Annotated in this window: 33 protein-coding genes and 1 riboswitch; of the genes, 23 read left to right on the top strand and 10 right to left on the bottom strand. The window is 43.7% G+C overall.

Annotation, left to right across the window (positions count from 1 at the left end):
• The first annotated feature begins 17 nt into the window (after window positions 1-17).
• The 11 genes from BUC22_RS09800 (at window position 18) to BUC22_RS09755 (ending at window position 9,695) form a co-directional block, all read left to right on the top strand.
• Window positions 18-1,253, top strand: a complete 1,236-nt coding sequence (locus BUC22_RS09800; RefSeq protein ID WP_013380605.1) for a glycerate kinase type-2 family protein — start codon at window positions 18-20, stop codon at window positions 1,251-1,253.
• 151 nt (window positions 1,254-1,404) lie between these two features.
• Window positions 1,405-3,333, top strand: a complete 1,929-nt coding sequence (locus BUC22_RS09795) for an ABC transporter substrate-binding protein (protein ID WP_013380604.1) — start codon at window positions 1,405-1,407, stop codon at window positions 3,331-3,333.
• Between the two features lie 233 nt (window positions 3,334-3,566).
• The gene (locus BUC22_RS09790; protein WP_013380603.1) at window positions 3,567-3,935 is read left to right on the top strand and encodes a DUF4180 domain-containing protein; all 369 of its coding nucleotides are present in this window, start codon (window positions 3,567-3,569) and stop codon (window positions 3,933-3,935) included.
• Between the two features lie 47 nt (window positions 3,936-3,982).
• Window positions 3,983-4,153, top strand: a complete 171-nt coding sequence (locus tag BUC22_RS09785) for a DUF362 domain-containing protein (RefSeq protein ID WP_013380602.1) — start codon at window positions 3,983-3,985, stop codon at window positions 4,151-4,153.
• Window positions 4,154-4,362: 209 nt separating this feature from the next.
• On the top strand, window positions 4,363-4,770 hold the full coding sequence (locus tag BUC22_RS09780) for a cupin domain-containing protein (protein ID WP_013380601.1): 408 nt from the start codon (window positions 4,363-4,365) through the stop codon (window positions 4,768-4,770).
• 154 nt (window positions 4,771-4,924) lie between these two features.
• Window positions 4,925-5,039, top strand: a riboswitch (FMN riboswitch).
• A 145-nt stretch (window positions 5,040-5,184) separates the two neighbouring features.
• Window positions 5,185-6,288 carry a bifunctional diaminohydroxyphosphoribosylaminopyrimidine deaminase/5-amino-6-(5-phosphoribosylamino)uracil reductase RibD gene (ribD, locus tag BUC22_RS09775; protein ID WP_013380599.1) on the top strand — a complete coding sequence of 368 codons (1,104 nt, stop codon included), beginning with the start codon at window positions 5,185-5,187 and terminating at the stop codon, window positions 6,286-6,288.
• Entirely contained in the window at window positions 6,270-6,908 is a 639-nt protein-coding gene (locus BUC22_RS09770; protein WP_013380598.1) for a riboflavin synthase, read from the top strand. The genes ribD and BUC22_RS09770 overlap by 19 nt, the downstream gene beginning before the upstream one ends.
• 10 nt (window positions 6,909-6,918) lie before the next feature.
• Entirely contained in the window at window positions 6,919-8,118 is a 1,200-nt protein-coding gene (locus BUC22_RS09765) for a bifunctional 3,4-dihydroxy-2-butanone-4-phosphate synthase/GTP cyclohydrolase II (RefSeq protein ID WP_013380597.1), read from the top strand.
• An 18-nt stretch (window positions 8,119-8,136) separates the two neighbouring features.
• Window positions 8,137-8,604 carry a 6,7-dimethyl-8-ribityllumazine synthase gene (gene ribH, locus BUC22_RS09760; RefSeq protein WP_013380596.1) on the top strand — a complete coding sequence of 156 codons (468 nt, stop codon included), beginning with the start codon at window positions 8,137-8,139 and terminating at the stop codon, window positions 8,602-8,604.
• A gap of 228 nt (window positions 8,605-8,832) precedes the next feature.
• Window positions 8,833-8,991 carry a hypothetical protein gene (locus BUC22_RS22085; RefSeq protein ID WP_013380595.1) on the top strand — a complete coding sequence of 53 codons (159 nt, stop codon included), beginning with the start codon at window positions 8,833-8,835 and terminating at the stop codon, window positions 8,989-8,991.
• Window positions 8,992-9,215: 224 nt separating this feature from the next.
• The gene (locus BUC22_RS09755) at window positions 9,216-9,695 is read left to right on the top strand and encodes a DUF2798 domain-containing protein (protein ID WP_013380594.1); all 480 of its coding nucleotides are present in this window, start codon (window positions 9,216-9,218) and stop codon (window positions 9,693-9,695) included.
• A gap of 62 nt (window positions 9,696-9,757) precedes the next feature.
• Here BUC22_RS09755 and def read toward each other — a convergent pair whose 3' ends face one another.
• Entirely contained in the window at window positions 9,758-10,204 is a 447-nt protein-coding gene (def, locus tag BUC22_RS09750; protein ID WP_013380593.1) for a peptide deformylase, read from the bottom strand.
• Window positions 10,205-10,344: 140 nt separating this feature from the next.
• On the opposite strand from def, the gene BUC22_RS09745 reads away from it, so the two are divergent.
• Both BUC22_RS09745 and BUC22_RS09740 read left to right on the top strand, forming a co-directional pair.
• The gene (locus BUC22_RS09745; protein WP_013380592.1) at window positions 10,345-10,788 is read left to right on the top strand and encodes a GNAT family N-acetyltransferase; all 444 of its coding nucleotides are present in this window, start codon (window positions 10,345-10,347) and stop codon (window positions 10,786-10,788) included.
• Between the two features lie 252 nt (window positions 10,789-11,040).
• Window positions 11,041-12,294, top strand: coding sequence for a murein hydrolase activator EnvC family protein (locus tag BUC22_RS09740; protein WP_013380591.1), 1,254 nt, complete (start codon window positions 11,041-11,043; stop codon window positions 12,292-12,294).
• A 69-nt stretch (window positions 12,295-12,363) separates the two neighbouring features.
• Here the strand turns inward: BUC22_RS09740 and BUC22_RS09735 are convergent, their stop codons facing one another.
• Entirely contained in the window at window positions 12,364-12,849 is a 486-nt protein-coding gene (locus tag BUC22_RS09735) for a TspO/MBR family protein (protein WP_013380590.1), read from the bottom strand.
• A 379-nt stretch (window positions 12,850-13,228) separates the two neighbouring features.
• Here BUC22_RS09735 and BUC22_RS09730 point away from each other — a divergent pair, with 379 nt between their 5' ends.
• Window positions 13,229-14,146 (top strand): ketopantoate reductase family protein, encoded by a 918-nt coding sequence (locus tag BUC22_RS09730; protein WP_013380589.1) that lies wholly within the window; start codon window positions 13,229-13,231, stop codon window positions 14,144-14,146.
• 144 nt (window positions 14,147-14,290) lie between these two features.
• On the opposite strand, the gene BUC22_RS09725 is transcribed toward BUC22_RS09730, so the two are convergent.
• Window positions 14,291-15,175, bottom strand: a complete 885-nt coding sequence (locus tag BUC22_RS09725) for an SDR family oxidoreductase (RefSeq protein WP_013380588.1) — start codon at window positions 15,173-15,175, stop codon at window positions 14,291-14,293.
• Window positions 15,176-15,374: 199 nt separating this feature from the next.
• On the opposite strand from BUC22_RS09725, the gene BUC22_RS21845 reads away from it, so the two are divergent.
• Window positions 15,375-15,542 carry a hypothetical protein gene (locus BUC22_RS21845; RefSeq protein ID WP_013380587.1) on the top strand — a complete coding sequence of 56 codons (168 nt, stop codon included), beginning with the start codon at window positions 15,375-15,377 and terminating at the stop codon, window positions 15,540-15,542.
• A gap of 60 nt (window positions 15,543-15,602) precedes the next feature.
• Here BUC22_RS21845 and BUC22_RS09720 read toward each other — a convergent pair whose 3' ends face one another.
• Window positions 15,603-15,815 (bottom strand): hypothetical protein, encoded by a 213-nt coding sequence (locus BUC22_RS09720; RefSeq protein ID WP_073382818.1) that lies wholly within the window; start codon window positions 15,813-15,815, stop codon window positions 15,603-15,605.
• 75 nt (window positions 15,816-15,890) lie between these two features.
• Complete coding sequence (locus BUC22_RS09715) at window positions 15,891-16,172, bottom strand: hypothetical protein (RefSeq protein WP_013380585.1); 282 nt, start codon at window positions 16,170-16,172, stop codon at window positions 15,891-15,893.
• Between the two features lie 182 nt (window positions 16,173-16,354).
• Between BUC22_RS09715 and BUC22_RS09710 the strand changes: the two genes are divergently transcribed.
• The 5 genes from BUC22_RS09710 to BUC22_RS09690 all read left to right on the top strand — a co-directional run bounded on the left by BUC22_RS09710 (window position 16,355) and on the right by BUC22_RS09690 (window position 20,492).
• Complete coding sequence (locus BUC22_RS09710) at window positions 16,355-17,062, top strand: response regulator transcription factor (protein ID WP_041689866.1); 708 nt, start codon at window positions 16,355-16,357, stop codon at window positions 17,060-17,062.
• Complete coding sequence (locus tag BUC22_RS09705) at window positions 17,059-17,976, top strand: sensor histidine kinase (RefSeq protein WP_013380583.1); 918 nt, start codon at window positions 17,059-17,061, stop codon at window positions 17,974-17,976. The genes BUC22_RS09710 and BUC22_RS09705 overlap by 4 nt, the downstream gene beginning before the upstream one ends.
• Window positions 17,977-18,063: 87 nt before the next feature.
• A complete protein-coding gene (locus BUC22_RS09700; protein WP_083591131.1) occupies window positions 18,064-18,987 on the top strand; it encodes an ABC transporter ATP-binding protein in 924 nt (307 codons plus the stop codon).
• The gene (locus BUC22_RS09695; protein ID WP_013380581.1) at window positions 18,980-19,738 is read left to right on the top strand and encodes an ABC transporter permease; all 759 of its coding nucleotides are present in this window, start codon (window positions 18,980-18,982) and stop codon (window positions 19,736-19,738) included. The genes BUC22_RS09700 and BUC22_RS09695 overlap by 8 nt, the downstream gene beginning before the upstream one ends.
• 10 nt (window positions 19,739-19,748) lie before the next feature.
• Window positions 19,749-20,492, top strand: coding sequence for an ABC transporter permease (locus tag BUC22_RS09690; RefSeq protein ID WP_013380580.1), 744 nt, complete (start codon window positions 19,749-19,751; stop codon window positions 20,490-20,492).
• 53 nt (window positions 20,493-20,545) lie between these two features.
• Here BUC22_RS09690 and BUC22_RS09685 read toward each other — a convergent pair whose 3' ends face one another.
• Window positions 20,546-21,391, bottom strand: coding sequence for a pirin family protein (locus BUC22_RS09685; RefSeq protein WP_013380579.1), 846 nt, complete (start codon window positions 21,389-21,391; stop codon window positions 20,546-20,548).
• A 224-nt stretch (window positions 21,392-21,615) separates the two neighbouring features.
• Between BUC22_RS09685 and BUC22_RS09680 the strand changes: the two genes are divergently transcribed.
• Entirely contained in the window at window positions 21,616-21,912 is a 297-nt protein-coding gene (locus BUC22_RS09680; RefSeq protein ID WP_013380578.1) for a hypothetical protein, read from the top strand.
• Between the two features lie 61 nt (window positions 21,913-21,973).
• Here the strand turns inward: BUC22_RS09680 and BUC22_RS09675 are convergent, their stop codons facing one another.
• Genes BUC22_RS09675 through BUC22_RS09665 form a run of 3 tightly spaced genes read right to left on the bottom strand, consistent with a single transcriptional unit; the run spans window position 21,974 to window position 23,154 of the window.
• Window positions 21,974-22,387 (bottom strand): S24 family peptidase, encoded by a 414-nt coding sequence (locus tag BUC22_RS09675; protein ID WP_013380577.1) that lies wholly within the window; start codon window positions 22,385-22,387, stop codon window positions 21,974-21,976.
• A 20-nt stretch (window positions 22,388-22,407) separates the two neighbouring features.
• Window positions 22,408-22,677, bottom strand: a complete 270-nt coding sequence (locus BUC22_RS09670; protein ID WP_013380576.1) for a barstar family protein — start codon at window positions 22,675-22,677, stop codon at window positions 22,408-22,410.
• A gap of 15 nt (window positions 22,678-22,692) precedes the next feature.
• Entirely contained in the window at window positions 22,693-23,154 is a 462-nt protein-coding gene (locus BUC22_RS09665; RefSeq protein WP_013380575.1) for a ribonuclease domain-containing protein, read from the bottom strand.
• Between the two features lie 151 nt (window positions 23,155-23,305).
• Here BUC22_RS09665 and BUC22_RS09660 point away from each other — a divergent pair, with 151 nt between their 5' ends.
• Entirely contained in the window at window positions 23,306-23,851 is a 546-nt protein-coding gene (locus BUC22_RS09660) for a GNAT family N-acetyltransferase (protein ID WP_013380574.1), read from the top strand.
• A gap of 56 nt (window positions 23,852-23,907) precedes the next feature.
• Here BUC22_RS09660 and BUC22_RS09655 read toward each other — a convergent pair whose 3' ends face one another.
• On the bottom strand, window positions 23,908-24,180 hold the full coding sequence (locus BUC22_RS09655; protein WP_013380573.1) for a GNAT family N-acetyltransferase: 273 nt from the start codon (window positions 24,178-24,180) through the stop codon (window positions 23,908-23,910).
• A 168-nt stretch (window positions 24,181-24,348) separates the two neighbouring features.
• Between BUC22_RS09655 and BUC22_RS09650 the strand changes: the two genes are divergently transcribed.
• Window positions 24,349-26,427, top strand: coding sequence for a penicillin-binding transpeptidase domain-containing protein (locus BUC22_RS09650; protein WP_227162870.1), 2,079 nt, complete (start codon window positions 24,349-24,351; stop codon window positions 26,425-26,427).
• The last annotated feature ends 77 nt before the right edge of the window (window positions 26,428-26,504 follow it).

Here is a 26,504-nt window from a genome sequence, read left to right as displayed (position 1 = left end):
AAAACAGAGGTAATAAAATGTCAAGTATCAGAGAAGACGCAGATTATATTATAAAAAAATCAATTGACGCCGTTTTGCCGGACGAAGCGGTCAAAAGGGCTCTTGAAAACAAAAATTTTGGAAATGGCCGGGTGCGGCTGGTAGCGGTAGGCAAGGCAGCGTGGCAGATGGCGCAGGCGGCAGATAAGGTGTTGGGAAAACGCATTGAGGCTGGCGTAATTGTGACAAAATACGGCTATAATAAAGGCCCTGTCGCCAATTATACCTGCATTGAGGCGGGACATCCTGTCCCGGATGAGAATTCTTTTAAAGCTACACAGGCAGCCCTTGCGTTGGTCAAGGGATTAAGTCAGGAGGACACCATTCTGTTCTTACTTTCAGGAGGTGGATCGGCATTGTTCGAGGACCCGGTGATTCCAGGAAGAGAACTGGCCGATCTGACAGAACAGCTGCTGGCCAGTGGTGCGGACATCGTTGAAATGAACACGCTTCGCAAGCGTATGAGCAGGGTGAAGGGCGGGCGATTCGCCCTCGCCTGTAAGCCTACCCAAGTATACTGTATTGTCCTGAGTGATATTGTGGGTGATCCGCTGGATATGATTGCCAGCGGACCAGCTTACCCAGATTCCTCAACAGCCGACGACGCTAAGCGCGTGGCACGGAAATATGGGTTGAAGCTTTCATCAGCTGCATGGGATGCCTTGGAACGGGAGACACCAAAGCAGCTTGACAATGTTGAGACAGTGATAACCGGAAGTGTGCGTGAGCTCTGTACAGCGGCTAGAAACGCTGCAGAAGAGCGCGGATATAAAACCGAGCTCTTAACGGATCACCTCGATTGTGTCGCGCGGGAGGCTGGAACACTGCTGGGAGATATCGCCCTGACGCATCAGGAGATAACAAAAAGCTGTGCCTGGATCGCTGGTGGAGAGACAGTGGTCCGGCTGACCGGAAAAGGAAAAGGAGGCCGCAACCAGGAGATTGCTCTGGCGGCAGCTGATAAGATTTCAGATTGCCATGATACGGCTGTTTTCAGCGTCGGCTCTGACGGTACGGATGGGCCGACAGACGCCGCAGGCGGTTTTGTGAATGAAAACACAAAATCAGCATTATCGGAATTGGGAATTTCGATATTTGATACCCTTCAGGAGAACGATGCTTACAATGCCCTTAAGGCCTGTGATGGCCTGATCATGACCGGAGCGACAGGTACGAATGTCAATGATGTTGCGATGGTTTTGGTAAAACGTTAAGATAAGCTGTTGCCTGGAAGCATGAAGCGTGATAAAGTATCATCAGGACTTAACAGCCTGAAGAAGCAGTGCCGGTGTTGAGCCGGCACTTTTTTGTTTGTATTTGGTCGGTTTATTTGTGCAATTAACAAAGTATATGGAGATACAAGCCATGGAAGATAAAAAACAAATGGAAGAAAAAACGGCTGAGCAGCTCAATTCTTTTATCTATACCGTTGCCCACGAATTGAAAACACCAGCCCGTGAAATCAGCCTGTATGCGGAGTTTATTGAAGAGGACAACAGAGACAGGCTGGCGCCGCAGTCTATTGAGGACCTTCACGCCATTCGCAGAACCTGTAAGAGAATGACCGATATGGTGAAACGGCTGATGGAGTACTCTAAAGCGGATCTTAAAAATATTGATCGGATACGCATTAATACACAACTGCTCATCCGCCAGTGCTTTGAGGAATTGATGCGGGCAGAGCCGAAACGGAAGGTTATCCTAAGTATGGAGGATTTGCCCGAGATTACAGGTGATCTGTTTCTGATCAAGCTGATGGTCATGAATATTCTTTCAAATAGTATTAAGTTTACAAGAAGCAGAAAAAAAGCGCAGATCAAGGTTTTTGCCACAGTACGTGATGGCAGTGTGGCGTTTCATTTTCGCGATAACGGTATTGGTTTTGATATGAACTATGCGGATCGCGTCTTTGAAGCATTTGAACGGCTTGAGAGCAATGAAGCCTACGAGGGAAATGGTATCGGTCTGGCGACTGTTCGCAGGATTGCAGAGCGGTTTGATGGAAAGGCGTCGATTATGGGACAACCTGAAAAGGGCTGTGAGGTAACCATCTGCTTTCCAGAAAAAATGACTTATCTTGATATAAAAGTCAGAAAGGACAGCTCTGTGGTTAAAATTGGTATTATCGGAGATTTGACAGGCATCGCCTCAAAGGAAGAACGGAGCAAGCAGGCGGCCTACCAGCTGGCAGCAAAGGAGATTAATGAGGCAGGCGGTATCGATGGAAAACAGATTGAACTGCTGATCCGCGACGACAGTTCTCAGTCTGACCTGACAAACAGGGCGTCCTTTGAGCTCACTCAACAGGAGCATGTGGATGTTTTAATGGGGTCAACCCTGTCTCCCTCACGAGATATCATGCAGCGCTGTGCCCAGCAGACAAAGACGCTTTATCTCAACACCCAGCAGACCGAGGGCGGTGTTTCAGGGCACTATGTTTTCTGCTTATCGGCCATGCCGGAGCAGCAAATGGAAAAAATGCTGGCCTACCTTTTTAAAAAGTATGGTTCTAAATGTTATGTTGTGGCAGCAGATTATAATTATGGCATTCTGTCTGCTGAGTGGGTGAAATACCTTGTTCCCAAGCTGGGGGGAGAGGTCGTCGGTATTGAATATCTCGATGAAAAAATGATGGATTTCACATCAGTCATTGACCGCATTCTCCAGGTACAGACCGATGTTCTGTTTTCCATGTGCGTTTATCCAAATCAGGACCGCTTTTATCTCCAGTGGCATGAGCGCGGGCTGAACCATATTCCCAACGCAACCACACAGGTCGCAGCAGAGTATCCATTGAATGTTGAACTGAAAGCGCCAGTCCTTGAGAATATGTATGTGATGGCATCGTTCATTGAAGAGTTAAAAACCCCAAAAGCGCGGCAATATGTAAAGAAATTCCGCTCTGTCTACAACCATCAGAATGTACCATACATGAACATGGATACTGAAACCGCCTACACGGCCATGTATTTGTATAAACGGGCTGTGGAGATGGCAGGGACAACAGAAACCGAAGCGGTTATCTCAGCGCTTGAGAGCGGAAACGTGTTCTATGATGGTCCCGGCGGCCGTGTCACAGTCCGCGGGGAGGACCACCACACTATCCGAACCATGTCCTGCTTCCGCATTGATAAAGACCACCATGCAGAGGAAATATTCCGAACAGGGCCTCAGCACTCCGATTATATCGAGTCTATGATCAAAAAGAACACTGGTGTGCAGGGAGGCATCAAATCATTGGGAATCAATGCAGAAAACCGCCAGTACAATATGCTTCTGGATAAGATCCGTTAGGCTGGCAGTGTGAGGTTATATCGGTATTCTTCTCTTGACTTGAAGTGAACCCTCAGCGATATAATGACGAAAAGTTTTTCTTTTTTCTTTTGAATTATGGAATTAAGTTCTATTATATAAAATGTCTTAATTAAAGCGGGACAGAGGCAGGCATTTGACAAAAACGAAAAATCATAGTATACTCTCTAGCTAGCTGGAATTTGTACTGCAAATTTAGTTTTAGGAGGAGATTTATGAAAATTGAAAAGATTATGACAGATGAAGCGAATATTGCAGTTGTTTCCAGTGAAGAGAGAATCATTGTAGATACGAACTCCGCACTTGATTTAATCATGACAGTACAATACGAAACCGGTGCGGACAGAATTGTGATTGATAAAGATGCTGTTTCAGAAGAATTTTTTATACTCAGTACAGGAATTGCCGGTGAGATCCTACAGAAATTTATGAATTATCGTATCAAAGCAGCGATATTTGGTGATTACTCAAAATATACGAGTAAGCCTTTGAAAGATTTTATTTATGAAAGTAACCATGGCAAAGATTTCTTTTTCGTGGCAACGCGGGAAGAAGCCGTTGACCGGCTAAAGAAAAAATTATAGTATTAAGTGCGAATTCCAGATTTTTAAGATGACATAAGGAGTGGCTAATGGCGTATATTATTTCAGGCGAGTGTATAGCCTGCGGCGGATGTGTGACAGAGTGTCCGGTCGAGGCAATTTCAAAAGGGGATGACAGGTATATTATTAACGCAGATGAATGTGTAGACTGTGGTGTGTGCGAGGAAACCTGTCCTACTGGTGCGATTATATCTGAGTAGGAAGCATCATCGCGTTAAATAGTGTAATAAAAAATATTTGGACGTGTAACTTTGATATACACGTTCTTTTTTTGTTTAAAATAAAAATGATAAACAGCATAAATATTTTCAATATGAGCTTGACTTGGAGTTCACTTCAAGTGTTAAAGTAATATACAGAGGCCTGAAAACACAGGCTGACGTTAGAAATCATATAAGGAGGGTTAAAAATGAACAAAAATAATTATAAAAATCCGGGTGTTTTTTCAATTGGAGAAAAAAACGACGCCTTTGCGGAATACTTTGTTGGCCAAAGTTATCTGAATATGCTGTCGACATCGGGCGTAGTGATTGGAAATGTTACCTTTGAGCCAGGCTGCAGAAACAACTGGCATATCCATCACAGGGGAGGACAGATTCTTCTGGTCACCGGCGGTAGAGGATGGTACCAGGCCTGGGGAGAACCCGCGCAGGAATTAAATCCAGGAGATGTTGTGAGTATTCCGCCAGAGGTTAAACACTGGCATGGAGCAGCAAAGGACAGCTGGTTTTCCCATTTAGCCGTTGAGGTTCCGGCAGAGGATGCGGCAAACGAATGGCTTGAGGCAGTAGAAGATGAAGAATACAAAAAGCTTTGAAGAAAAGAAACCGGGAGTGCGGTTGAAGACACCTCTTTGAGGTATTTATTCCCGGATACAGAACATCCAGTAGTGACGATAAAAAATTGATGGAACAGTAATCAAACTATTGACAGTCAAAATAAACCGTGCTATACTACAAAGCAATTGAATAAGCAATCTTCAGGGCAGGGTGTAATTCCCTACCGGTGGTACAGCCCACGAGCCGTAAGGCATGATTCGGTGAAACTCCGAAGCCGACAGTACAGTCTGGATGAAAGAAGATAAACGATGGTTATGTTTTATTTGCTCTGGAATGATTTTATCATTTCAGAGCTTTTTTAATTTTAAATATACCTTGAGTGCAGGAAACTGACATCAAATGCCTTGAATGATTTTATTCAAGGTATTTTTTCGTTTTAGGAGGTGTTATATTTGAACGACCAGGATTATATGCGGCTGGCTCTTGAGGAGGCTTGGAAGGGCTGTGGTTTTGTAAACCCCAATCCTATGGTGGGTGCAGTGATTGTAAAAAATGGCTGCGTCATTGGGAGAGGTGCTCATGAGCGCTATGGCGGCCCCCATGCAGAGCGCAATGCCATTGCTCACTGCACTGAGGATTTACAGGACGCCACGCTTTATGTGACCCTTACCCCATGCTGCCATTTTGGGAAAACGCCGCCCTGTACCGATGTTGTTTTGGAAAACGGCATCAGGCGTGTAGTGATCGGCTCTCATGACCCTAATCCTCTGGTGGCGGAAAAAAGTATAGAGATCCTTCGGCAGCATGGCGTTGAGGTAACGACCGGGATTTTACAGCAGGAATGTGACGCGCTGAATGACGCTTTTTTCCATTTTATCAGAATACATAGGCCCTACGTTGTCATGAAATACGCAATGACCATGGACGGGAAGGTTGCAACTGCTTCCGGAAAATCGAAATGGATCACTGGTGAGTTGGCAAGAGAGAGAGTCCATCTGGACCGCAAGCGTTACGCGGCTATTCTGACAGGCATTGGAACAGTTCTGGCAGACGACCCGCTGCTCACCTGCCGTATACCGGGAGGGCGGGACCCTGTCCGCATTGTCTGTGACACAAAGCTACGCATCCCTTTGACAGCGCAGATAGTAAAGACAGCGGCGAAAACAAGGACCATTATTGCGACTGGGAGTGGTGATAATAAGAAGCAATCGCTTCTTAAACAGAAAGGCTGTGAAGTACTCAAAATGACAGTTGAAAATGGCAGAATTGACTTGAAAGCGTTGATGAGACGACTCGGTGAAATGGCTATTGACAGCATTTTGATGGAGGGAGGGCCGCAGATGAACAGCGCAGCCTTAGAAAGTGGGATCGTCAATAAAATACAGGCCTATGTTGCCCCAAAATTATTTGGAGGACAGCAGGCAAAAACGCCAGTTGGAGGAACAGGTGTCGGTTCACCGGAGGCAGCGTGGCGTTTATCCGCACCCGTGATTACAAAGCTTGGGCAGGACATTCTTTTAGAGAGTGAGGTGGTTTCATGTTTACAGGAATTATAGAGGAAATGGGTACGGTTAAGTCCATCCGCCGGGGCGCGGCATCAAGCATACTGACGCTTGGAGCTACGACAGTTTTAGAGGATGCCCGAGAGGGCGACAGTATCGCGGTAAACGGTGTCTGCCTGACGATAACAGATTTTTCGGATTCATACTTTACAGTAGACGTCATGCATGAGACGCTGAAGCGTTCTTCGCTCAGCAGCCTGCATCCCGGAGATGCTGTTAATCTGGAACGCGCCATGCCCGCGACGGGACGGTTTGGAGGTCATATTGTAGCGGGTCATATTGATGGTACCGGTAAGATAACAGCCGTCAAAAAGGATGATAATGCTATCTGGTATACCATTCAGGCCAGTAATGACCTTTTACGCTATATCGTTGAAAAAGGCTCCATCGCAGTGGACGGCATCAGCCTGACCGTTGCGGGCATAACCGGGAAGCAGTTCAGTGTCTCGGTCATCCCACACACCGTAAAAAATACCACATTATCTCAAAAAGGCGCTGGAGATTGCGTGAACCTCGAGAATGACTGTATCGGAAAATATGTTGAAAAGCTACTGGGCACAGCGCCCCAACAGAGCGGCATTACAAAAGATTTTATAATGAAATTCGGCTATTAGGAGGCAGAAAATGATTGAATTTAATACGGTTGAAGAGGCGTTGGAGGATCTGCGCCAGGGCAAAATTATCTTAGTGACAGATGATGAGGACAGAGAAAATGAAGGGGATTTTGTGTGTGCCGCAGAATTTGCGACAACAGAGAATGTCAATTTTATGGCAGTGCACGGTAAAGGGCTGATCTGTATGCCAATGGGGATTGAACTTTGTAAAAAACTTCAGTTTCCACAGATGGTTTCTGACAATTCGGACAATCATGAAACCGCCTTTACAGTATCCATTGACCATATTGATACGACCACAGGTATCTCAGCAGAAGAGCGGGGGCTTACCGCGCGCCGATGTGTGTGCGATGAAGCAAAGCCTGAGGATTTTCGAAGGCCAGGGCATATGTTCCCGCTCATGGCAAAGAAAAACGGTGTGCTGGAGCGAAACGGACATACAGAGGCCACCGTTGATTTAATGCACCTGGCAGGACTGAAGGAATGCGGACTCTGCTGTGAAATCATGAAAGATGACGGCTCTATGATGCGCACAAAAGAGCTGGCTGAGCTGGCTGGGAAGTGGCATATGAAGTTCATAACCATCAAAGCCCTTCAGGCTTATCGAAAAAAACATGACAGGCTGGTAGAGTGTGTCACTTCCACCAATATGCCCACAAAATATGGCAACTTTAAGGCCTTTGGATATGTGAACAGAATGAATGGTGAGCATCACATCGCTCTGGTTAAGGGCGATATCGGAGATGGTAGAGCGCTTCTGTGCCGCGTGCACTCTGAATGCCTGACAGGGGACGCCTTTGGATCAATACGCTGTGACTGTGGGCAGCAATTTGCGGCAGCCATGACGCAGATCGAAAAAGAAGGACGCGGTATTCTGCTCTATATGAGACAGGAGGGAAGAGGCATTGGCCTGATCAATAAGTTAAAGGCCTATGAGCTGCAGGACCGCGGAATGGATACCCTTGAAGCCAATCTGGCCCTGGGATTTGCCGGTGATATGCGGGAGTATTTTATCGGGGCACAGATCCTGCGTGACCTGGGCGCAAAAACCTTACGGCTTTTGACCAACAATCCGGATAAAATCTATCAGCTTTCAGATTTTGGTATGGATATTATCGAACGCGTACCAATCCAGATCGCCGCGACAAATTATGATTTGCGTTACTTAAAAACTAAGCAGACGAAAATGGGACATTTATTAAATTATTAAACAAAAAGGAGAAAAACAATGAATGTATTTGAAGGAAAATTAGTATCAAAAGAAATTAAGGTGGGCATTGTAGCATCACGTTTTAATGAGTTTATAACATCGAAGCTTCTGTCAGGCACACTGGACGGGCTAAAGCGGCATGAGGTTCAGGATGAGGACATTGATGTTGCATGGGTACCGGGAGCTTTTGAAATCCCGCTCATTGCCTCTAAAATGGCGAAGTGCGGTAAGTACGATGCGGTAATCTGTGTGGGCTCTGTTATCAGAGGCAGTACCTCCCACTATGACTATGTCTGTAATGGGGTATCCAAGGGAATCGCCCATGTATCTTTAAACAGTGAGATTCCTGTAATGTTTGGCGTGCTCACCACTGAAAATATTGAGCAGGCCATTGAACGGGCCGGTACAAAGGCTGGAAATAAGGGCTTTGACTGTGCCATTGGCGCCATCGAGATGGTCAATTTGATTCACGAAATTGAAAACTGAAGCCCCACTGCTTATCTTTGATTATGATGGCACTCTGCATGACAGTATTCAGATCTATGCCCCAGCATTTCGGAGAAGATTTGTAAATGGCTCTATGGCTCTTTATACAATCATAAAAAAGATAATAAGCCTTTGGATTTAACCTGAAAATTAAGATATTCAAATTGATGTGCATTTTCAACCGGGAATCTGTTATAATAAAAATCTAAGAAAGAAGGAATGTTATTTATGAGAAATGCACAAGAGTATAAAGGTTATTATTTGGATATTTTTTACACCGATGGATTAGTTAACGGAATTATCCAGCAGACTGAAGAAGAACTCCAGGGGCTTACCATTGAAGAGGTCATAAGTGAGTTTAAAAAGAAAGTAAACATGATTAGCTGATGCAGGGCTGAAAATTTACATAAAGATATCCATTACATAAAAAAACTTATTACATCACATTGTTTTTTGTGTTAGTATGATCTTGTAAAACAATTGAATAAGAGTTAAAACTTTTTGGTATTTAATTGGAAACGACACATCTGTAAAATTGACAGATGACAACGAACAACACAGATGTCGTTTTTAAACTCTTTTTTCGTTTTGTCAGAAAAGGAGAAATTTAAATGCCAAAAACAAAATTACAGAACATTATTTTCACACTTTTAATGGCCCTGGTCATGGTCTATGCCATGATCTGTTACAATATTGCCCTGGATAAGGGCGGACTGAGCAACGAGGTATTTCTGCTCGCTTTTCACGAGCTGGTCATCATGTGGCCCGTTGCGGTGATTCTTGAGTTGTTTGTGGTTGAAAAACTGGCGCAGAAACTGGCCTTTCGGATTATATCCCCTGAATCCGCTGAACCGATCTTCGTGATTCTCGCCATATCGTCAATGACTGTTTGCCTGATGTGCCCAATGATGAGCCTAATTGCAACTGTTTTGTTCAAGAATCCCGGAAGTGAAATCATTGCTGCATGGTTTCAGACAACAGTCATGAATTTTCCAATGGCACTGTTCTGGCAAATCTTTTTTGCGGGGCCCTGTGTGCGTTTCGTTTTTAGAATGCTGTTCAGAAAACAGCTGGCTGAAGAATTTGAATAAGCAATTATCTGAGCATCGGCAGGCCAAGAGGCCTTCACGGTGCTCTTTTTTATAGATGTTGCTTAATAGGGGAGAGCCCGCTCGATAAACACAATTCCCCGCAAATGGTCGATCTCATGGCAAAGACATTTTGCCATTTCACCGCTGACATCTAAATAAATTACGACGCCATTTTCATCCAGCGCCCGTACCCTAACAGCCCTGGGCCGCAGTGTCATTATGTGTCGGCCAGGGAAACTCAGGCAAGATTCCATGCATTCTCGTGATCCCTCCGTGTCCAGAATTTCAGGGTTCACGAGCTTCAGGTGGTAGCCTGCATAATCAATTACGACAAGCTGGAGAAGGATACCAACCTGGTTAGCGGCTAAGGCGGCAGCGCCAGGTGTAAGCTGCAGAGTGTTCATCATGGCGTTCAGCAGACTGCGGATCGAGTCATCGACCACCTGAACGCTCTGGCATTTTTGTTTTAAAACAGGGTCATCGTTATAGTGAAGCGGAAGTTTTGGCATGGTCGGTCCCCTTTAACCGTTATTCTGAAAATATTGTATAATGAGGAATCAATGCTGTCAATGCTTTCTTTTTGGGGTGATAAAAAGGAAAAGTATGCTATAATAAGTTTAAAAATGAAAGCCTTTGGGAGGAAAGAATTTTGCATTACCGAAAAGCGACAATTGAGGATATTGACCTCTTATGTGAAATCCGAAAAACACAGTTAATTCATGAGGGACTGAACCCTGTATTCAGCATTGATGACGAACTTCAGGTTTTTTTCAGAAAGAGCTTTGAGAACAATACACTGATCGAGATACTGGCAGTGGAGGATGGAAAAATTATCGCTACAGGCGCGGTTATTTTTTATGTTTATCCGCCGAGCTATTCAAATAAGACAGGAATGTCTGCCTATATTACGAACATGTTTACAGAACCCGCATACCGGGGTCAGGGAATTGCCACGAAAATATTAGATATGTTGGTAAAGGAAGTGAAAAGCAGCGGTGTTACCATAATACGCCTTCGAGCGTCAAAATTTGGGATGCCCGTCTACAAAAAATATGGTTTTGTCGAGGAATCAGACTGGCTGTGTATCAAGTGAACAAAACCATACTTGATTTTTACAGAAAAAAAACGATAGAATGAAGTTACCGAGTAACAAGTGCGTGAATTCATAGTTGAATTTATGCATTTGCTACATATTAAGGGTATTTTTAAGTGTTAAGGGTAAGAATCTATAAAACAAGAAGCTGAATTCAGATAGATCTTTTTTGTTTTTATAAGCACGGCTCAATCTATTAATCTGTCATTTTGTGTTATAATGGAAATACTATTTGAAAGCCAGGAGGAAAACATGAAAAAGAAGTCAATTTTCTCTTTGACATTGGTATTATTATTTTTTGTATCGACCGTTCTTTCGCCGGTTTATGCTGAATCCGAGGAAGAGCTTCAGAAAAAAAAGGCAGAAGCCAGTCAGAAGAAGGCAGCATACGAGTATCAAATTGATATGAAGCAGAATACTGCCGAAGGAATTGAAAATGAGATCAATAAGGCCGAGGAAAAGATTAAGACCATCACAGAAAAGGTCAACAGCTTTGACGGCCAGATCAGCGAGATCAATACAAATTTGGAAGCCAAGAACCAGCAGCTTGCAGGCACCCAGGCAAAGCAGGCCGAACAAGAAAAAGACCTGGAGGAACGCCTGAGAGTCATGTATATGTTTGGCAATGAGGGATATGCAAGCGTTCTCTTCTCTTCAACCAGCTTTACCGATTTTATCGCCAAGGCGGATATGGTTCGCCTGATTGCCCAGGCTGACCGAAACGCCGTTAACGCTTTGGAGACCACAGTAAAACAGGTCAAGACCCAGCAGGAAGAGATAAAAGCTGATAAGCAGAAGTTGGAATCCTTGAAACAGGAGCAGGAAATTGCTTTAGCCAGCCAGAATGATATTAAGGAACAGGAGAAGAAGCTTTTAGCTGACAATCAGCATGTCATCAACGAACTGCAGGCTAAAGTAGAAGCAGAACAGGCAGTTTACGATGCAGCAGATGACGAATTGGCCAGATTGGCTGTTCAAGGTGAAAATGAAGTTGGACAGGGGAATGTGCCAGGTAACACTGGTGACAACGGCGAAGGAAATGAAGGCACAGGGGATAATGGTGGAGGTAGTGAAGCGCCTGCTCCTGACCCGGGACCAGCACCTTCTGTAGGTCTAATTTGGCCTATTTCATCAGAATACCACCCTATAGCATGGGACGATATGTTTGGTGATCGTATCCACCCTGTGTATGGTACATGGACATGGCATAGCGGCTGTGACATGGCTGCCCCGGGTGGTACATCAGTTTGGTCACCTGGTGATGGGGTTGTAACATTTGCTGGTTGGAACGGTGGTTATGGAAATTGTATCATGATTGCTGTTGATGGAGGAACTGTACTCTTTGGACATTTAAGCTCCATTGATGTTTCTAAAGGACAGTCAGTACGTCAGGGACAGCATGTGGGCGCTGTTGGCACAACAGGAACTTCAACCGGCAATCACCTTCATTTAAGTTTCCTGGTCAATGGGAACTATGTCGATCCATTAAACTATATGCACTGGTAATAAGATAACAATAAAAAAACAAGGTACTGGATAAAATCAAGTACCTTGTTTTTTTCTTTGTTACGAGAGTTACTTGTTTTTGTACCAGACAGACGCATTCAGGCAGAGAGCAAAAGAGACCCAGAGAATGTAGGGAATCATGAGCTTTGCGGCTGTTTTACTTACCTTGGCGTACTCTTTAGCAGTATAGAGAATTGTCAGGAGGAGAATGGTCATTTCAATCAAGGCTGTGCCCCTTAAATGAAATTTGAAAAACAGAAAAGACCAGATGAAATTAAGACTGAGCTGAAGTCCGTCGGATTTTCGAACAGTTGTTTTCTGTTCTTCATCAGCGGCTTCGAGAGCTTTGTATTTGGCAAGTCCCATCAGTGTATAAAGCGTTGTCCAGGCAACTGGAAATGCCCATTTGGGCGGTGCGAAATTAGGTTTATCCAACTCAGAGTACTCTTTGACATCTTTAGATATGGCTTTGCCAACTACAGAACCAACGGCCAGAGGGACAGCTAAACAGGCAGCTAGGCGTTTTGTGTTTGTTTTTTTTAGTAATTCAGACATGATAATCAATCCTTTCGATAATGTTTATAAATAATTTACCCCGAGTCTTTCCACTAAAACTAAACGTACTAATAATCTGAAGTTTTACTAAAGCATGAGTTATCCTGAGCGCAAAAGGTATATATAGTAAAGAAAGTAAATAGAAAGCGAGTGACAGAGCATGTATATATTGATCGGATCAGGTATTTTTTTAGCTGGCGTTTTTGCCGGCATTGTAATTACATCTTTAATGGTCGTCTCAGGACAAAGTAATCGCAACCGGTTTTAATTTATACTATATAGAAAACAGAAGCAGATGAACTGCTTCTGTTTTTTTTTCACAAAATTGGACTTAGCCCCAGAAATATGGGATAATAAATAAAAACACCACGAGGCAGAAATGAGAATAAATAAAATCGCATTAATCGGCGCTGGTGCGCTTGGTGTCCTGTATGGAAACCGTTTGACCGAAGCTTTTAGTAATGAACGTGTTTATTTTATCGCTGATCATGAGCGTGCTGCGCGTTATCAGAAAAATCCTTTTACCTGCAATGCAAAGATATGCGACTTTCGCTATGTTGAGGACACCATAAAGACAGAAACTGCGGATCTTATAATTGTCGCGGTAAAATATACCAGTATTGACAATGCCGTAGAAAGTATCCGTAATTTTGTTGGTAAGGAAACCGTGATTATTTCACTGCTCAACGGTATTGCCAGCGAGAAGGTAATCGCCAGATCCTTTGGGCAGGAGCATTTGCTTTACTGTGTAGCCCAGGGGATGGATGCGGTGAAGGAAGGGCCGCACGTACACTACGATAACGGCGGTATTTTATTGCTTGGGAGCCAGGATAATACTAAAACAGCGCATTTGGAGGCTGTCGCAGAGATATTGGAAGAAGCAGGTATTCCTTATAAAATTCCTCAGGATATTCACTATTGCCTATGGAATAAGCTCATGCTGAATACTGGTGTCAACCAGACAGCGGCGGTTTTTGCTACAAATTATGGAGGGCTGCAAAAAGAAGGCAAGGCCAGAGATATGATGCTGAAAGCCATGGAAGAGGTAAAAACAGCGGCAGCGTACGAGGGAGTCCACCTGACAGAATCGGATATTGCAGAGTGGATGCGGGTTTTGGACACCCTGAATCCTGAGGGAATGCCCTCTATGCGGCAGGATACCAAGGCACACCGTAAAACTGAGGTGGATTTATTTTCAGGAACAATTTGCAGTCTTGGGAAAAAATATGGCTTTGAGACGCCAGTCAATGATTTTCTTTATGAGCAAATACTTAAAATAGAAACATCATATGATTAAAAAAGCCTTCATAGGGGTAAAATAAAAGCGGCCGTTTAAAACGCGGCGGGATCGAAGAGATCTCTGGGATACCCTTCAGTGTGACTGAGGGGTATTTTTTCGTGAAAAAAGCCAGCTTAGGCTGGCTTCTATAATCGGAAAAGTCTATCCATTAACGACTTCGCCGCCGTTTACATGAATCACCTGCCCAGTTACATAGCTTGAGTCACTGCTGGCAAGGTAGACATAAGCCGGCGCCAGCTCGTAAGGCTGTCCAGGCCGTTCAAGAGGAACATCTTTGCCGAACCGTTCAACGTGCTCTTGGCTGAAAGTAGCGGGGATAAGCGGCGTCCAAATGGGTCCAGGAGCAACACCATTTACGCGGATCGATTTATCCAGAATCTCCTGATTACCTGACAGCGCACGGGTAAAGGAGACGATAGCCCCCTTTGTGGAAGAATAATCCAGAAGGGTAGAACTCCCGCGATAAGCAGTCACAGAGGTTGTGTTGACAATGGCGGCCCCTTTACTAAGATGGGGAAGTGCAGCCTTAACCATGTAAAACATGCTGAAAATGTTTGTTCGGAAGGTTCGGTCAAGCTGGGCGGGCGTAATGTCAGTAATACTTTCTGCCACGTGCTGTTCACCTGCGTTGTTTACCAGGACATCAATACGGCCATACTGGTCAACGATCTGCTGGACGGCTTTCTGTGCAAAGGTATCATCACCGACATCGCCCTTTATTGAAAAACACGCTGCTCCCAGCTCCTTCACCCGCCTGACAATGGCTGCTGCGTCATCATCAGAGTCCAGATATAGAATGGCGAGATTGGCGCCTTCCTTGGCAAAAGCGATGGCTACAGCGCCGCCGATTCCACTGTCTCCGCCAGTAATGACAGCGACTTTGTTTTTTAGCCTTCCACTGCCCTTATATTCCGGGCTTTCCATTACAGGCTCAGGGGAAACATTTTTTGTAGAATCGTCGATATAATAGCCTTTTTGGGGTTCCTGAGTTTGTATGTTTACATGATTTTCATTTTCTTTTTTCATAATAGTATGCCTTTCTTTTGAGATGTTTATATTAATTGGATACCCGATTCACCTTTTAAAGCGACAATAAGCTTTTTGATTTTAGATTCACTAAAGCTTTTCAGTTTCTGAATAAAAGCTTGAGCATTTGTAAGAAATGATAAAAGGACATAAACTTCGGGTAAACAATTGTTAACAATTATTAATGGAGGAACCTATTATGAAAGATGATAAAAGAATTGAACCAACCAATGACGGCGAAGGCGTAATTGAACAGCGTGCCGGTGAAAAGGAACGCCCGACCAATGATGGTAAGGGTATGGAAGGCAATGACAAGGATAAAAAATTCTTTGGCGCGAGAGCCTTAGAAGAAGACGAAAAGGAATAATTCTTAAGAGATACAAGCTGCGCGGCTGCGCAGCTTTTTTGATACAAAAAAAGAAGTCTGTCAGGACTTCTTTGGCTGAGGATCATAAATCCAAAAGCTGCCGATGGGCGTATTGTTGTTATCAACCTGACAGCCAAGGGCTTCGGCTGCCTGCTGGACATCCTCTTGCGAGAAAATCTCAAAAATATTTACTTCTATCTGTCCATTTTCGTTAAAGGTGTTTTTTGCCATCAGGTCGGAGAGATATTCTTTTAAAAATGTAGTTTTGTCCATGTTCAAACACTCCTTTTTTCAAGTATGAATAAATCATACCCAAAACAGGTGAAAACAAAGCAGACAAGTCTGATATTATTGATTTTTCTCTTTTTGCTTCTGGTACTTATAGACCTTCCATCCAATGGGGATGGCGATAATGGCCAGAATGATTAAAATAAAGATAAGCCAGGTAAATGCCCGCTGCAGATAAAAAACAGAGGACTGAACAGCAAAACTGAAGCGAATGCCGACAACCATGCCGATGACAAAAATAATGGCAATTCCTACAACGTATAAAATAATCTTTGTTTTAAAGTTATTTTTCTTTTCAGGCTCTTTTTCCTGTTGGGCTTTTTCCATTTCTTGATCCTTCATGGGGACCTCCTTTTAACGTTTGATTTTAGTATAACCAATTTAGTTTAAAATTAACAGAAATTTCTAGTCAAACAGCGTTAAAATCTTAATAAATCTGTTGGTTAAATTTAAGAATTTTTAAGTTGTCTGTCGCGAGAGACAGGATTATACTGAAATTAAACTTAATGAATGAGGAAGAAAAAATGCGTGAGAGAATACTGATAATTGATGACGATGTGGAGCTTTGTTCCCTGCTTTTAAGATGCCTTGAGCGCGAGGGCTACGAGGTGTGTGCTGCCCATACCGGGGCTGCGGGACTAAACCGTCTGGATGAGAAAGAGGCCGTATTGGTTATTCTGGATGTGATGTTGCCCGAGATGAGCGGGTTTGCTGTTCTCTCCGAGCTCCGAAAAACAAAAAGTATTCCGGTATTAATGCTGACGGCCAGGGATAGTGAGAAGGATAAGGTGCAGGGTCTAAAAACCGGCGCAGATGATTATCTGACAAAACCCTTTTCTATCAATGAATTCATGGCCCGCGTAGAATCCCTTATCCGGCGGTTTACTGTCTTAAATCGTGAAAATCCCTGCAAAGAAAAGAGCCTTATCTTTAAAGGCGGTTTGTTGATCAATCCGGTGGAGAGAAGCGTCAGCGTACAGGAAAAAGAAATCGAGCTGACGAACAAAGAATTTGACTTGCTTTATTTTCTGGCAAAAAACCCTGGACAGGTTTTTACGAAGAAACAGCTATACACACAGATATGGCAGGAGGATTATGCCTTTGATGATGGAAATATGATGGCTTATATCAGCAAGCTGCGAAGAAAAATTGAGAAAAAAGAGAAGGAGACAGCTTATATTCAAACTATCTGGGGGGTGGGTTACCGTTTTAACAAAGGGGCTGTTTTATGAGCGTCACAGCTTTAACTATCCTGTGTCTGGTACTTGCCGCGGTTGTTTTGATTCTGTGTATCCTGCTACTTAAAGTTAAAAAGCGCTTGATAAAAGCCTGTGCCATTCTTGAGGAGGTCGAGGCGGGCAACTTTAACCGACGAATTTTAGCGAGAAAAGGGGATATGACCGCAGAGCTGTGCTATAAAATCAATAAAATTGTCAAAAACAGTGAATGTGAGATTGCTTCGCTGAAGAAAAATGAAAGGGCAAACAGGCAGCTGATGACCAGTTTGTCCCACGATGTCCGTACCCCTCTCACTTCCCTTATCGGTTATTTAGACGTACTGAACAGCGGAAAGGTAGAAGCAGAGGAGCGAAAAAGATATCTGGGTATTGCCTGGTCAAAGGCTTATGATCTCAAGGACTATGTGGACATTCTCTTTGACTGGTTCAAGCTGGAATCAAAGGAATATCATTTTTATTTTGAAGAGCGCGACATATGCGAGCTCACCCGAGATGGGATCATTGGCTGGATTCCGTTGTTTGAGGAAAACGGCCTTAATTACACGTTTCATATTCCAGATGAAGAATACAAGGTTTGGATTGATGCACGCTCCTGGAATCGTATTCTGAATAATCTTATCCAAAATGCTGTAAAGCACAGTGGCTGTTCCGCGCTGGAAATTGGCGTTGAGCGAACTCAAAAAAGCATGAAGCTATGGGTAAAAGATGATGGAAGCGGCATTGTCCCCGACCAGCTGCCCTACATTTTTGAAAGACTGTACAAATGTGACGCATCGAGGAGTGGTGCGGGCAGCGGCCTTGGACTGGCCATCACAAAAGAACTGGTTCAGGAAAATGGGGGAACCATTCTGGCAGACAGCGCTTTATGCCAGGGAACCATTTTTACTGTTACTCTGCCCTTGTGTTAAAAGCTAGAAAAAAGCAAGGTTTTGGCAATGGTTATACAAGCTGTTTTTCCTATACTGATAAGTAGAAAAGAACGAGGAGGAAAGCAGATGCAAGAACTGATCATTCAAACAAAAGATTTAACCAAAATCTACGGGGAACAAACCGTAGTAGATCGTGTCAACATTCATATAAGACAGGGAAAGATTTATGGCCTTTTAGGCCGAAATGGTGCGGGCAAAACTACGATTATGAAAATGATGATGGGCCTTACCCGTATAACGAAGGGAGAAATTGAAATTTTCGGCCAAAGAGTTGAGACGCATCAGAAAGACATTTATCCCCGTATTGGTGCGATCATTGAAGCCCCAGGCTTTTATCCAAATCTTACAGGAGCAGAAAACCTTAATGTGTTTGCCAGGCTTAGAGGAACAGTAAGTCTGGATGCAGTTAATGAAGCGCTGGAGCTTGTGGGGCTTCCCTATAATGATAAGAAGCTTTTTTCAAAATACTCACTGGGCATGAAGCAGCGCCTCGGAATCGCAAATGCCATCATACACGATCCCGAGCTGCTGATTCTCGATGAGCCAACTAATGGACTGGACCCCATCGGCATTGCTGAAATCCGGAAGTTTATCCGTTTTCTAAGTGAGGAACGTGGAAAAACCATTTTGATATCAAGCCATATTTTGTCAGAAATCGCGCTTCTGGCCGATGATATTGGCATACTCCATAATGGTGTGCTTCTGGAGGAAAGCAGTCTGGCTACTTTGCAGAAAAAGAATGAATGCTATATTGCCTTTAGAGTCTCCTCGACTGCCAAAGCCGCCAGAGTGCTGGAGGAGTTTTTCGGAATCACATGCTATGTTATCGAGAACGACCACAATATGAGGGTGCTGGATACGAGCATGGATATCGCAGAGATTAATAAAGCCTTTATAATGAATGAAATCGCAGTGAGCCGATCGGATCTGTGTGAGGAAACTCTCGAGGATTATTTTAAAAAAATTACCGGAGGTGAGGGGATTGCTTAGACTGATACAGGTCGAATTTATGAAAATCAAACGGCAGAAATTTATTATTTTGACCCTGCTGGCATCGCTTTTGGTGCCGTTTCCGTGGTGCATAGTGTGTATTCGTGACAACCTGGGCTTTCAAAATCTTTTTCAGGGTATGCTGGTTTACGGAGGTTTGCTGTTTCTGCCATGCGTGCTTTGTATTGCGGCGGCCACTTTGTTTTACAGAGAGGAAGATTATGACACCCTCAAAAATATTTTAATGGTGCCAGTGAGTAAAACCTCTCTTGTTCTATCCAAGATGACAGTACTGCTTGTCTTATCTGCGGTCTACTGTTTTTTAGGGCTGTTGGTCTGCATTCTTCTGAGTTTTTTTCTGCTGAACAGCGGACTGTCAGAGTTCAGAATAACAGCGGTGCAGGATACGCTGATGCTGGCTGTATTTGTATTTTTGGCCATCACCCCTATGATTACAATCATGCTGCTGTTTAAAAAAGGATATATCTTTGCGATAATCATATCCTTTATTTACGCTATCGTCAGCTTTTCCCTTCTTTTAATCGGTGTAAAGGTTATGTTTCCCATGATGGCGGTTTTTCAGCTTGCTATCATGCAGCATAATTTGAATATCGAAAGACTGCCACAGGAGAGTATTGAATTTTACCATTATCTCATGTATCCAACCGGGGTATCGCTTACCTGTTTGATTGCAGTAGCTCTGGCCTCGATCGGGCTGGCCGTCTTTATTTATAAACAACAGGAAGTTTAGGAGGGATTATATGAGTACTTTAATAAAGGTAGAAATTCTCAAGCTTAAGCGCTATAATATTTTAATTTTGGGAGTATGTACCACCTTCGGAACTGTGATGATCGCAGTATATCAAGCATGGAGTATGCGTTTTTATGGTATGGATTTTTCTGGGATAGCCGATTTTGTTCTCTGGGATGGGCTGACCCTATTAATGCCCTTTACAATTGCGCTCATCGGTGGCTTTATTTTGAAGCGAGAACTCACAGACCACACTCTGCCCGCTGTATTGATGGTGCCGGTTTCAGAATCAAAGCTGCTGGCAGCTAAGCTTATTATTACCGCTATTGTCACTGAGTTTTTAGTGCTTTTTGAGTACATCATGACCATTGGCGCGGCTTTTATGCTGGGCGTTGGCGGGAGTATCACAGGCATACTGCTGCTCAGCTATTTTTCTAAATTTATGCTCATCGGGCTTACTACTTTCATCGCAGTGCTGCCCCTTTTTGTTGTCACAGCTTATTTTAGAAAAGGGTATCTGGGCAGCACCATCTTGGCTTTTTTTATGGGCTTTCTGGGAATTATGGCAGCAAACAGCCCCACCTTTGTAAATTTGTGGCCGTTGACCGCAGGCCTAAGTCTCATTGATTATCAGAGCTCTGGGGCAAAATATAATTATTATAATCCTATCGTTTCCACGATGGTTCTGAGTCTTGTTTTGCTCTTCACTGTGATCATGGTACGCAGGACAGGGAAGCGGAAAAAGGACTTTTAAACCCAAAAAGGTGCCGGCATTTAAGCATTGCCGGCACCTTTTCAGATTTCAGATTAACGGATAGCTTTATGCTTAATAAAGGTACCTTCTTCCAGCTCCTCAAAAGCATGCATGAGCTCATCTCGGGTATTCATAACAATGGGGCCGCCCCAGGCCACTGGCTCATCAAGACGTTTGCCGGAGAAAAAGACAAACCGGGAATCCTGTCCATCTGGAGCTTTAACTGTGATGGCGTCACCAGAGCCAAACAGTACGGCCGTCTTTTCATCAATATTTTTCCCTTCGATCACTGCCTCACCTTGAATCAGGAAAATAAAGACATTGTCTTCCGTTTTAGTGGGAAGGGTAAGTGATTTTCCGGCCTTTACTGTAACATCGTAAAGAGTTGCCTGAATGTGACGGGGTTCTACGCCTTTGACACCTTCATATTCACCGGAAATCACACGGACCACTGCTGTATCACTTTCCTTTATCCTGATCATGTCGCCTGTGATATCAAAATAAGCGGGATCGGCCATTTTTTCATCTTTCGGAAGGTTGATCCAGAGTTGAAGCCCAAGCATGTGATCTGAAGGCTGTGGCATTTCCTGATGGAGAATACCACTTCCCGCAGTCATCCACTGGCTTTGACCAGATTTGATTGAGCCTTTATTGCCAAGGCTGTCCTGATGCTCAATATCTCCTTCGATAAGATAAGTGACCGTTTCAATCCCTCTGTGGGGATGGAAAGGAAAGCCTTTTATATAATCGTCCGGATTTTTTGAATCAAAGGAATCCAACATCAAAAAAGGATCAAAATCCTGGACGTCATTATTACCCAATACTCTTACCAGATGAACACCTGCGCCGTCAATGGCGTACTGCCCTTTTACTGTTTTGGTTATTTTACGTTCTGACATAAAAACACCTGCTTTCGTGGTTTAAAATTACTTGTATTCCGTAATGAATACATCATGTAAGAAAAGATTTACCCATAAAGGAAAGGTCTAATGGCTGATTAAGAATTTATTAAGGTTTTAAAATAAATAATAGCTGGGTTTAAAAGGATGTGTCGCAGTGACCTTGCCGAATAAGCGAATTTATGATATAATTTATAATCATTATGAAGTATGGAGGAAGGGTAATGGATAAAAAAGATTATGAACTTGTTGACAAGCCTATGAAGAAAGCTTGCATTGATCCTGAACGTTATTATGGCGAAATGATGGCTATTATAAGATCCGGTGAAGTCATTCCGTATCCCGCATATGCCGCCTTTACAACAACACCGGTGATTGAGCGTATCCAGAGGGCGTCTGAGGATGATAAGATCTGCATTGCCCGATATCTGTTTAAAAACGCACATAATGAACTGGAGGTCAACAATATTACAGAATTGCCCATGACGATGATTAAAGAAATAAAAAAAGCCTTAGACTAGATGAATAAAAAAGAGATGTACAATTGTACATCTCCCGCAGGGCCGTTTTAAACGGCCTTTTTTAATTGATACGGACGGCGCCCTCCACAACGCCTAAAATTTGTATAGTATCTTTGGGATAGGTCTCTTCCTCATAAAACTCGGTATTGAGAGGCTTTAGGATGATCGTATCCTCTGTGATACAGACCCGGCGCAACCGCACACTTCCATTTTCGAGAAGAATCAGTGCGTCCTGGCCATCGCAGCAGGTTTCCTGAAGGCGGACGTTTAGAATATCGTCTTTGTAGTAACGGTCAAACATGCTGTGGTCACGCAGAGTGACCATGATATAATCGCGGCCGTTTCGGCTTTTACTGGGGAGGGTTTCCGCAGTGTATTCCGGAGGTTCTGGCGTTTCAATAGTGCCGTCAATATTGACGATGGATGAAGTGATGTTGGAAGGGATAAAGAGTTCTACATTGTCATTCCAGTTCATATTTATTTAACGACCTTTCTTTATAAAAAAACAACCTGTAAAAATGTGTTTTCCGCAGCGGCGTCCATCAATACCTGCCGCAGCTTTTCGCCGTAAGGGCCAAGGTGAGCTTCGGCGGCATTGAAATGGATTATTTCAAGCCTGGTACTGGTGCCGATGCTTGTGAGAGAATCCCAGAGGGCATCGAGGTTTTTGCCGTAATAATCATGGATTTCAAGCTTTTTTTCAATATACGCGTGGGTTTCCTGGATACTAACCATACGCTGACCGTCAAGGGTAATAGTTCTCATGACTCAGTCACTCCTTTAAAACGTAATTTCTTTAAAGCTGTTGTAGTGATCATTGGTATAATAAATCAGACCATCACTTGAGTAGATGATTCTTTCCGAGCCTCGGTAGCCGCCTTCATAGTTGATATCGCACTCTTTCCAGGTGCGGCCTTTAGCCTCAGGAAGTTTTTTATCATAGTTTCCAAACCGGTCACCACCGATGCTTTTTCCCTTTGCCACCTTATCCAGATTTCCTTTCTGGCTGTCCCAGCCCAGCTTTTGAGCTTCTTTTTTAGTAATAAAGTTGGTGGGCAGCTTCTGGTATGTGTGTATATAAAGCGCTACGTCCTCCTTGGAGGTGTAGGTGCCGTTTTCTGTAATTTGCGGGGCGCTGCCGCTGTCAGTGTCTGTACCTGTTGGTGATGTGCTGCTGCAGCCTGTTATCAGGAGTGCGACCATCAACAGGGGCAGGAGTGCTCTAAATAAACGCTTTAGCATTAATGATTTCCTTTCTTTAAAGTTTGAATCAATTATATCATAGTCATCCTAAAATTTGAATGCTGTATATCCTGTTGGATTTAAGGGGTTTTTAATAATCCCTCGTTATACTGTAATAAATGTTAAAAATTTGCAGATACATAAGGGGAAAATGATGACTGAAGAAAGCTTTTTTGAAACAGCCGATGAGACATCTTTTGACGAGGCATTTGAGATATTAGACGCTTCGTTTCCAGATACTGAAAAACGCTCCTATGAGGGGCAGAAAGCACTTTTAGAGCAGCCGGACTATAAGCTTTTGATCAAACGGACCGATATGGGCAGAACCATTGCGCTGTTGGGCGTCTGGGTTTTTGATGACTTTGATTTTATCGAGCATGCTGCAGTGTCCGAGAAGGCAAGAGGCGGCGGCATCGGAAGCCGAATATTCAAGGAATATTTTAAGGAAAATGACCGGATGATTTTTTTAGAGGTAGAGCATCCCAATGAGGAGGATGCAAAACGCAGGATCAAGTTTTATAAAAATCTGGGTTTTCATCTTAATCAGTATGAGTATTATCAGCCGCCGTTAAGACCTGGAATGCCAGAGCTGCCGCTCTATGTTATGACCTACCCGGATCCAATTGACGAGGAACAGTTTGAGTACTGTAAGAGTGTTTTAATGGATACCGTTTATCATAAATCATTAAAACCATAACTGTAAATATAAAAGCCTGCCACTGTAGAAGCTTACAGTGGCAGGCTTTTTATGTATCATTCGGCCAAAACACTTTTATAGGAAGGGTTGTTTGCAAATTCGGATACGGCAAAGGAACAGAGCGGTGTGATTTTTTTATGTCTGTCCCTGGCGTACTGAACAGCCTTTTCGACCAAAGTGCCGCCGAGTCCTCTTCTGCGTGCGGCAATGGATACACCTACATGTGTAATAATCCATTCATCACCATTTTGAGTAAAATTCAATTCACCCAATTCGGTGCCATATTCATCAGTTGCCAGAATGCGATTTTCTTCCAGTTTATACGTCATTGCAAAGACCTCCTTGGATGGTTTATTAATGCCGTAAGGCATTATACTTATTATTATACCGAAAATACTTAAGCTTAACCATATAATATGATATAATCATTTCAGAAAGAGGTAATCGGCTTCATATGGAAACATATGTATTGTATTTTTCAAAGAAGGGAAAAAACAATGAATGCGGAACATGGGAAGACAATGGACAAAAAGAAACTTTGGATGCTGGCAGGTCTTATCGCTGCGGTGCTGGTACTATGCATTGCAGCAGTGATTATTTTTAATGTGAACAATACGCCAGAAAAAGCTTTGAACACATACATCGAGGCAGTCAATCAACGAGATTATGAAAAAATGTACAGTCTGATCAGTGATGAGAGCCAACATAGCTATTCTAAAGAAACGTTTATTGAGCGAAACAAAAATATATACGAAGGTATTGAAGCAGAGAATTTGGCCGTTACAAAGATACAAAACACCGAAAAAATTGATTCTGAATATACAAGAGTCACTTACGATTCTTCAATGGATACAGTAGCAGGGACACTCAAGGATCTTAATTTTGTGAATTTTAAAAAGAACGGCATGTTTAAACCTTATCAGATTGTCTGGGATTCTTCGGTTATTCTGCCGGCACTACAGGATGGTGATAAGGTCAGTGTGGACACCAATGCTGCAGACAGGGGTAATATTGAGGACCGTAACGGAAATCTTCTGGCAACAACCGGTGTAGCATCCTCTGTAGGGCTGGTTCCGGGGAAAATAAACGCAGAGACGAGGGACGCGGATATGGCAAAGTTCGCAGAGCTTCTCGATGTAACAATTGAAAATGTTCAGGCAGCTCTGTCTGCGGGATGGGTGACCGATGAGACCTTTGTCCCCATAAAAACCATAACTGCTGACAATGCAGAGCTTGAAGCTGCACTGCTGCAGATACCGGGCGTTATGATCAATGATAAAACCCTTCGGGTCTATCCCTATGGCGAGAAGACATCACAACTCACAGGTTATATACAGGGGATCAGCGCCGAAGAGCTGGAGGAGAAAAAAGACCAGGGCTATACTGAGGCCAGTGTTATAGGGAAAAGTGGACTTGAAAGGCTGTATGATAAGCGGCTGAGAGGTCAAGACGGGGCTACCATCTCCATTAATCATACTGAAAATAACGGTGAAGTAAAAAATATCGTTTTGCAGGAAAAAGCAGCAGTCAGTGGAGAGAACGTTAAAACTACCATCGATGCAAACTTACAGAGTACACTTTATGACCAGTTTACTGCGGATAAGAGCGCATCTGCGGCTATTAATCCCAAAACAGGCGAAGTGCTGGCCCTTATCAGCACACCGAGTTATGACGCAAACGCTTTTATTCTTGGACTTAGCGATGAGCAGTGGCAGAGCATGAATGCCGATCCGGCTAATCCATTGCTCAACCGTTTTGAAGCCACCTACGCGCCAGGTTCCTCCTTTAAGCCGGTGACTGGTGCCACTGGTCTGCAAACTGGTGCCTTTACAGCAGATGAGGACTTTGGCCCAAGCGGCCTTGTATGGCAGAAGGATAGCAGCTGGGGAGATTTTAACATTACAACGCTGGAAGAATACAGCGGACCAGCAAATCTGGAAAATGCTCTTGTCTATTCAGATAATATTTATTTTGCTAAAGCAGCTTTAAAAATCGGAGGGGACCGTTTTACTGAAGAACTGAAAAAAATGGGCTTTGGTGAGGATATTCCCTTTGAGCTTGATATGACCGCCTCCCAGATTTCTGAAAGCGGCACCTTTGACAGTGAAGCACAGCTGGCTGCCAGCGGCTTTGGACAGGGACAGATTCTGGTGAACCCACTGCATATGGCTTCAATCTATTCGGCTTTTGTTAATGACGGCAGTATGGTTAAGCCTTACATCGAATACAGGGACAATGCGCAGGCTGAGTATTGGAAAACGCAGGTTTTGTCAAAGGAAGTGAGCGATACCATCCGCGATGATCTGGTACAGGTAGTGGAAAATCCAGCAGGAACAGGCCATGAAGCTCAGATTGAGGGCTTGAGCATTGCCGGTAAAACGGGAACTGCGGAGATTAAAGCGTCTCAGGAGGATACCTCTGGGACAGAGCTTGGCTGGTTTAATGCCTTTACAGCAGACCCTTCAAGCCCACAGCAGCTTATGGTTGTCAGCATGGTTGAGGATGTTAAGGATCGCGGCGGCAGTCATTATGTTGTCCCCAAGGTTAAGGCGGCCTTCGAAATGCTGGCGCGTTAATTCTTGAATTTTTGTGAACATGGATTGACTTTTCAGTGACAGGATGGTTATACTTAAAAATACAACAGAGTGAAAGG

This window comes from Eubacterium callanderi (assembly GCF_900142645.1).
Taxonomy (GTDB): domain Bacteria; phylum Bacillota; class Clostridia; order Eubacteriales; family Eubacteriaceae; genus Eubacterium; species Eubacterium callanderi.
Note: the sequence above shows the minus strand (reverse complement) of the source record. Positions and strands in the feature narration are given on the sequence as shown.

Excerpts from the sequence above, each read along its gene's own strand:
- BUC22_RS09725 (WP_013380588.1), bottom strand. The coding sequence starts at position 15,175 with ATGAAAAAAGAAAATGAAAATCATGTAAACATACAAACTCAGGAACCC.
- BUC22_RS09780 (WP_013380601.1), top strand. The coding sequence starts at position 4,363 with ATGAACAAAAATAATTATAAAAATCCGGGTGTTTTTTCAATTGGAGAA.
- BUC22_RS09800 (WP_013380605.1), top strand. The coding sequence starts at position 18 with ATGTCAAGTATCAGAGAAGACGCAGATTATATTATAAAAAAATCAATT.
- BUC22_RS09730 (WP_013380589.1), top strand. The coding sequence starts at position 13,229 with ATGAGAATAAATAAAATCGCATTAATCGGCGCTGGTGCGCTTGGTGTC.
- BUC22_RS09685 (WP_013380579.1), bottom strand. The coding sequence starts at position 21,391 with ATGTCAGAACGTAAAATAACCAAAACAGTAAAAGGGCAGTACGCCATT.
- ribH (WP_013380596.1), top strand. The coding sequence starts at position 8,137 with ATGAATGTATTTGAAGGAAAATTAGTATCAAAAGAAATTAAGGTGGGC.
- BUC22_RS09770 (WP_013380598.1), top strand. The coding sequence starts at position 6,270 with ATGTTTACAGGAATTATAGAGGAAATGGGTACGGTTAAGTCCATCCGC.
- BUC22_RS09650 (WP_227162870.1), top strand. The coding sequence starts at position 24,349 with ATGAATGCGGAACATGGGAAGACAATGGACAAAAAGAAACTTTGGATG.
- BUC22_RS09715 (WP_013380585.1), bottom strand. The coding sequence starts at position 16,172 with ATGAAGGATCAAGAAATGGAAAAAGCCCAACAGGAAAAAGAGCCTGAA.
- BUC22_RS09680 (WP_013380578.1), top strand. The coding sequence starts at position 21,616 with ATGGATAAAAAAGATTATGAACTTGTTGACAAGCCTATGAAGAAAGCT.
- BUC22_RS09765 (WP_013380597.1), top strand. The coding sequence starts at position 6,919 with ATGATTGAATTTAATACGGTTGAAGAGGCGTTGGAGGATCTGCGCCAG.
- BUC22_RS09710 (WP_041689866.1), top strand. The coding sequence starts at position 16,355 with ATGCGTGAGAGAATACTGATAATTGATGACGATGTGGAGCTTTGTTCC.
- BUC22_RS09795 (WP_013380604.1), top strand. The coding sequence starts at position 1,405 with ATGGAAGATAAAAAACAAATGGAAGAAAAAACGGCTGAGCAGCTCAAT.
- BUC22_RS09665 (WP_013380575.1), bottom strand. The coding sequence starts at position 23,154 with ATGCTAAAGCGTTTATTTAGAGCACTCCTGCCCCTGTTGATGGTCGCA.
- BUC22_RS09655 (WP_013380573.1), bottom strand. The coding sequence starts at position 24,180 with ATGACGTATAAACTGGAAGAAAATCGCATTCTGGCAACTGATGAATAT.
- BUC22_RS09755 (WP_013380594.1), top strand. The coding sequence starts at position 9,216 with ATGCCAAAAACAAAATTACAGAACATTATTTTCACACTTTTAATGGCC.
- BUC22_RS09735 (WP_013380590.1), bottom strand. The coding sequence starts at position 12,849 with ATGTCTGAATTACTAAAAAAAACAAACACAAAACGCCTAGCTGCCTGT.
- def (WP_013380593.1), bottom strand. The coding sequence starts at position 10,204 with ATGCCAAAACTTCCGCTTCACTATAACGATGACCCTGTTTTAAAACAA.
- BUC22_RS09790 (WP_013380603.1), top strand. The coding sequence starts at position 3,567 with ATGAAAATTGAAAAGATTATGACAGATGAAGCGAATATTGCAGTTGTT.
- BUC22_RS09785 (WP_013380602.1), top strand. The coding sequence starts at position 3,983 with ATGGCGTATATTATTTCAGGCGAGTGTATAGCCTGCGGCGGATGTGTG.
- BUC22_RS22085 (WP_013380595.1), top strand. The coding sequence starts at position 8,833 with ATGAGAAATGCACAAGAGTATAAAGGTTATTATTTGGATATTTTTTAC.
- BUC22_RS09670 (WP_013380576.1), bottom strand. The coding sequence starts at position 22,677 with ATGAGAACTATTACCCTTGACGGTCAGCGTATGGTTAGTATCCAGGAA.
- BUC22_RS09705 (WP_013380583.1), top strand. The coding sequence starts at position 17,059 with ATGAGCGTCACAGCTTTAACTATCCTGTGTCTGGTACTTGCCGCGGTT.
- BUC22_RS09700 (WP_083591131.1), top strand. The coding sequence starts at position 18,064 with ATGCAAGAACTGATCATTCAAACAAAAGATTTAACCAAAATCTACGGG.
- BUC22_RS09675 (WP_013380577.1), bottom strand. The coding sequence starts at position 22,387 with ATGAACTGGAATGACAATGTAGAACTCTTTATCCCTTCCAACATCACT.
- BUC22_RS09690 (WP_013380580.1), top strand. The coding sequence starts at position 19,749 with ATGAGTACTTTAATAAAGGTAGAAATTCTCAAGCTTAAGCGCTATAAT.
- BUC22_RS21845 (WP_013380587.1), top strand. The coding sequence starts at position 15,375 with ATGAAAGATGATAAAAGAATTGAACCAACCAATGACGGCGAAGGCGTA.
- BUC22_RS09740 (WP_013380591.1), top strand. The coding sequence starts at position 11,041 with ATGAAAAAGAAGTCAATTTTCTCTTTGACATTGGTATTATTATTTTTT.
- BUC22_RS09660 (WP_013380574.1), top strand. The coding sequence starts at position 23,306 with ATGATGACTGAAGAAAGCTTTTTTGAAACAGCCGATGAGACATCTTTT.
- BUC22_RS09720 (WP_073382818.1), bottom strand. The coding sequence starts at position 15,815 with ATGGACAAAACTACATTTTTAAAAGAATATCTCTCCGACCTGATGGCA.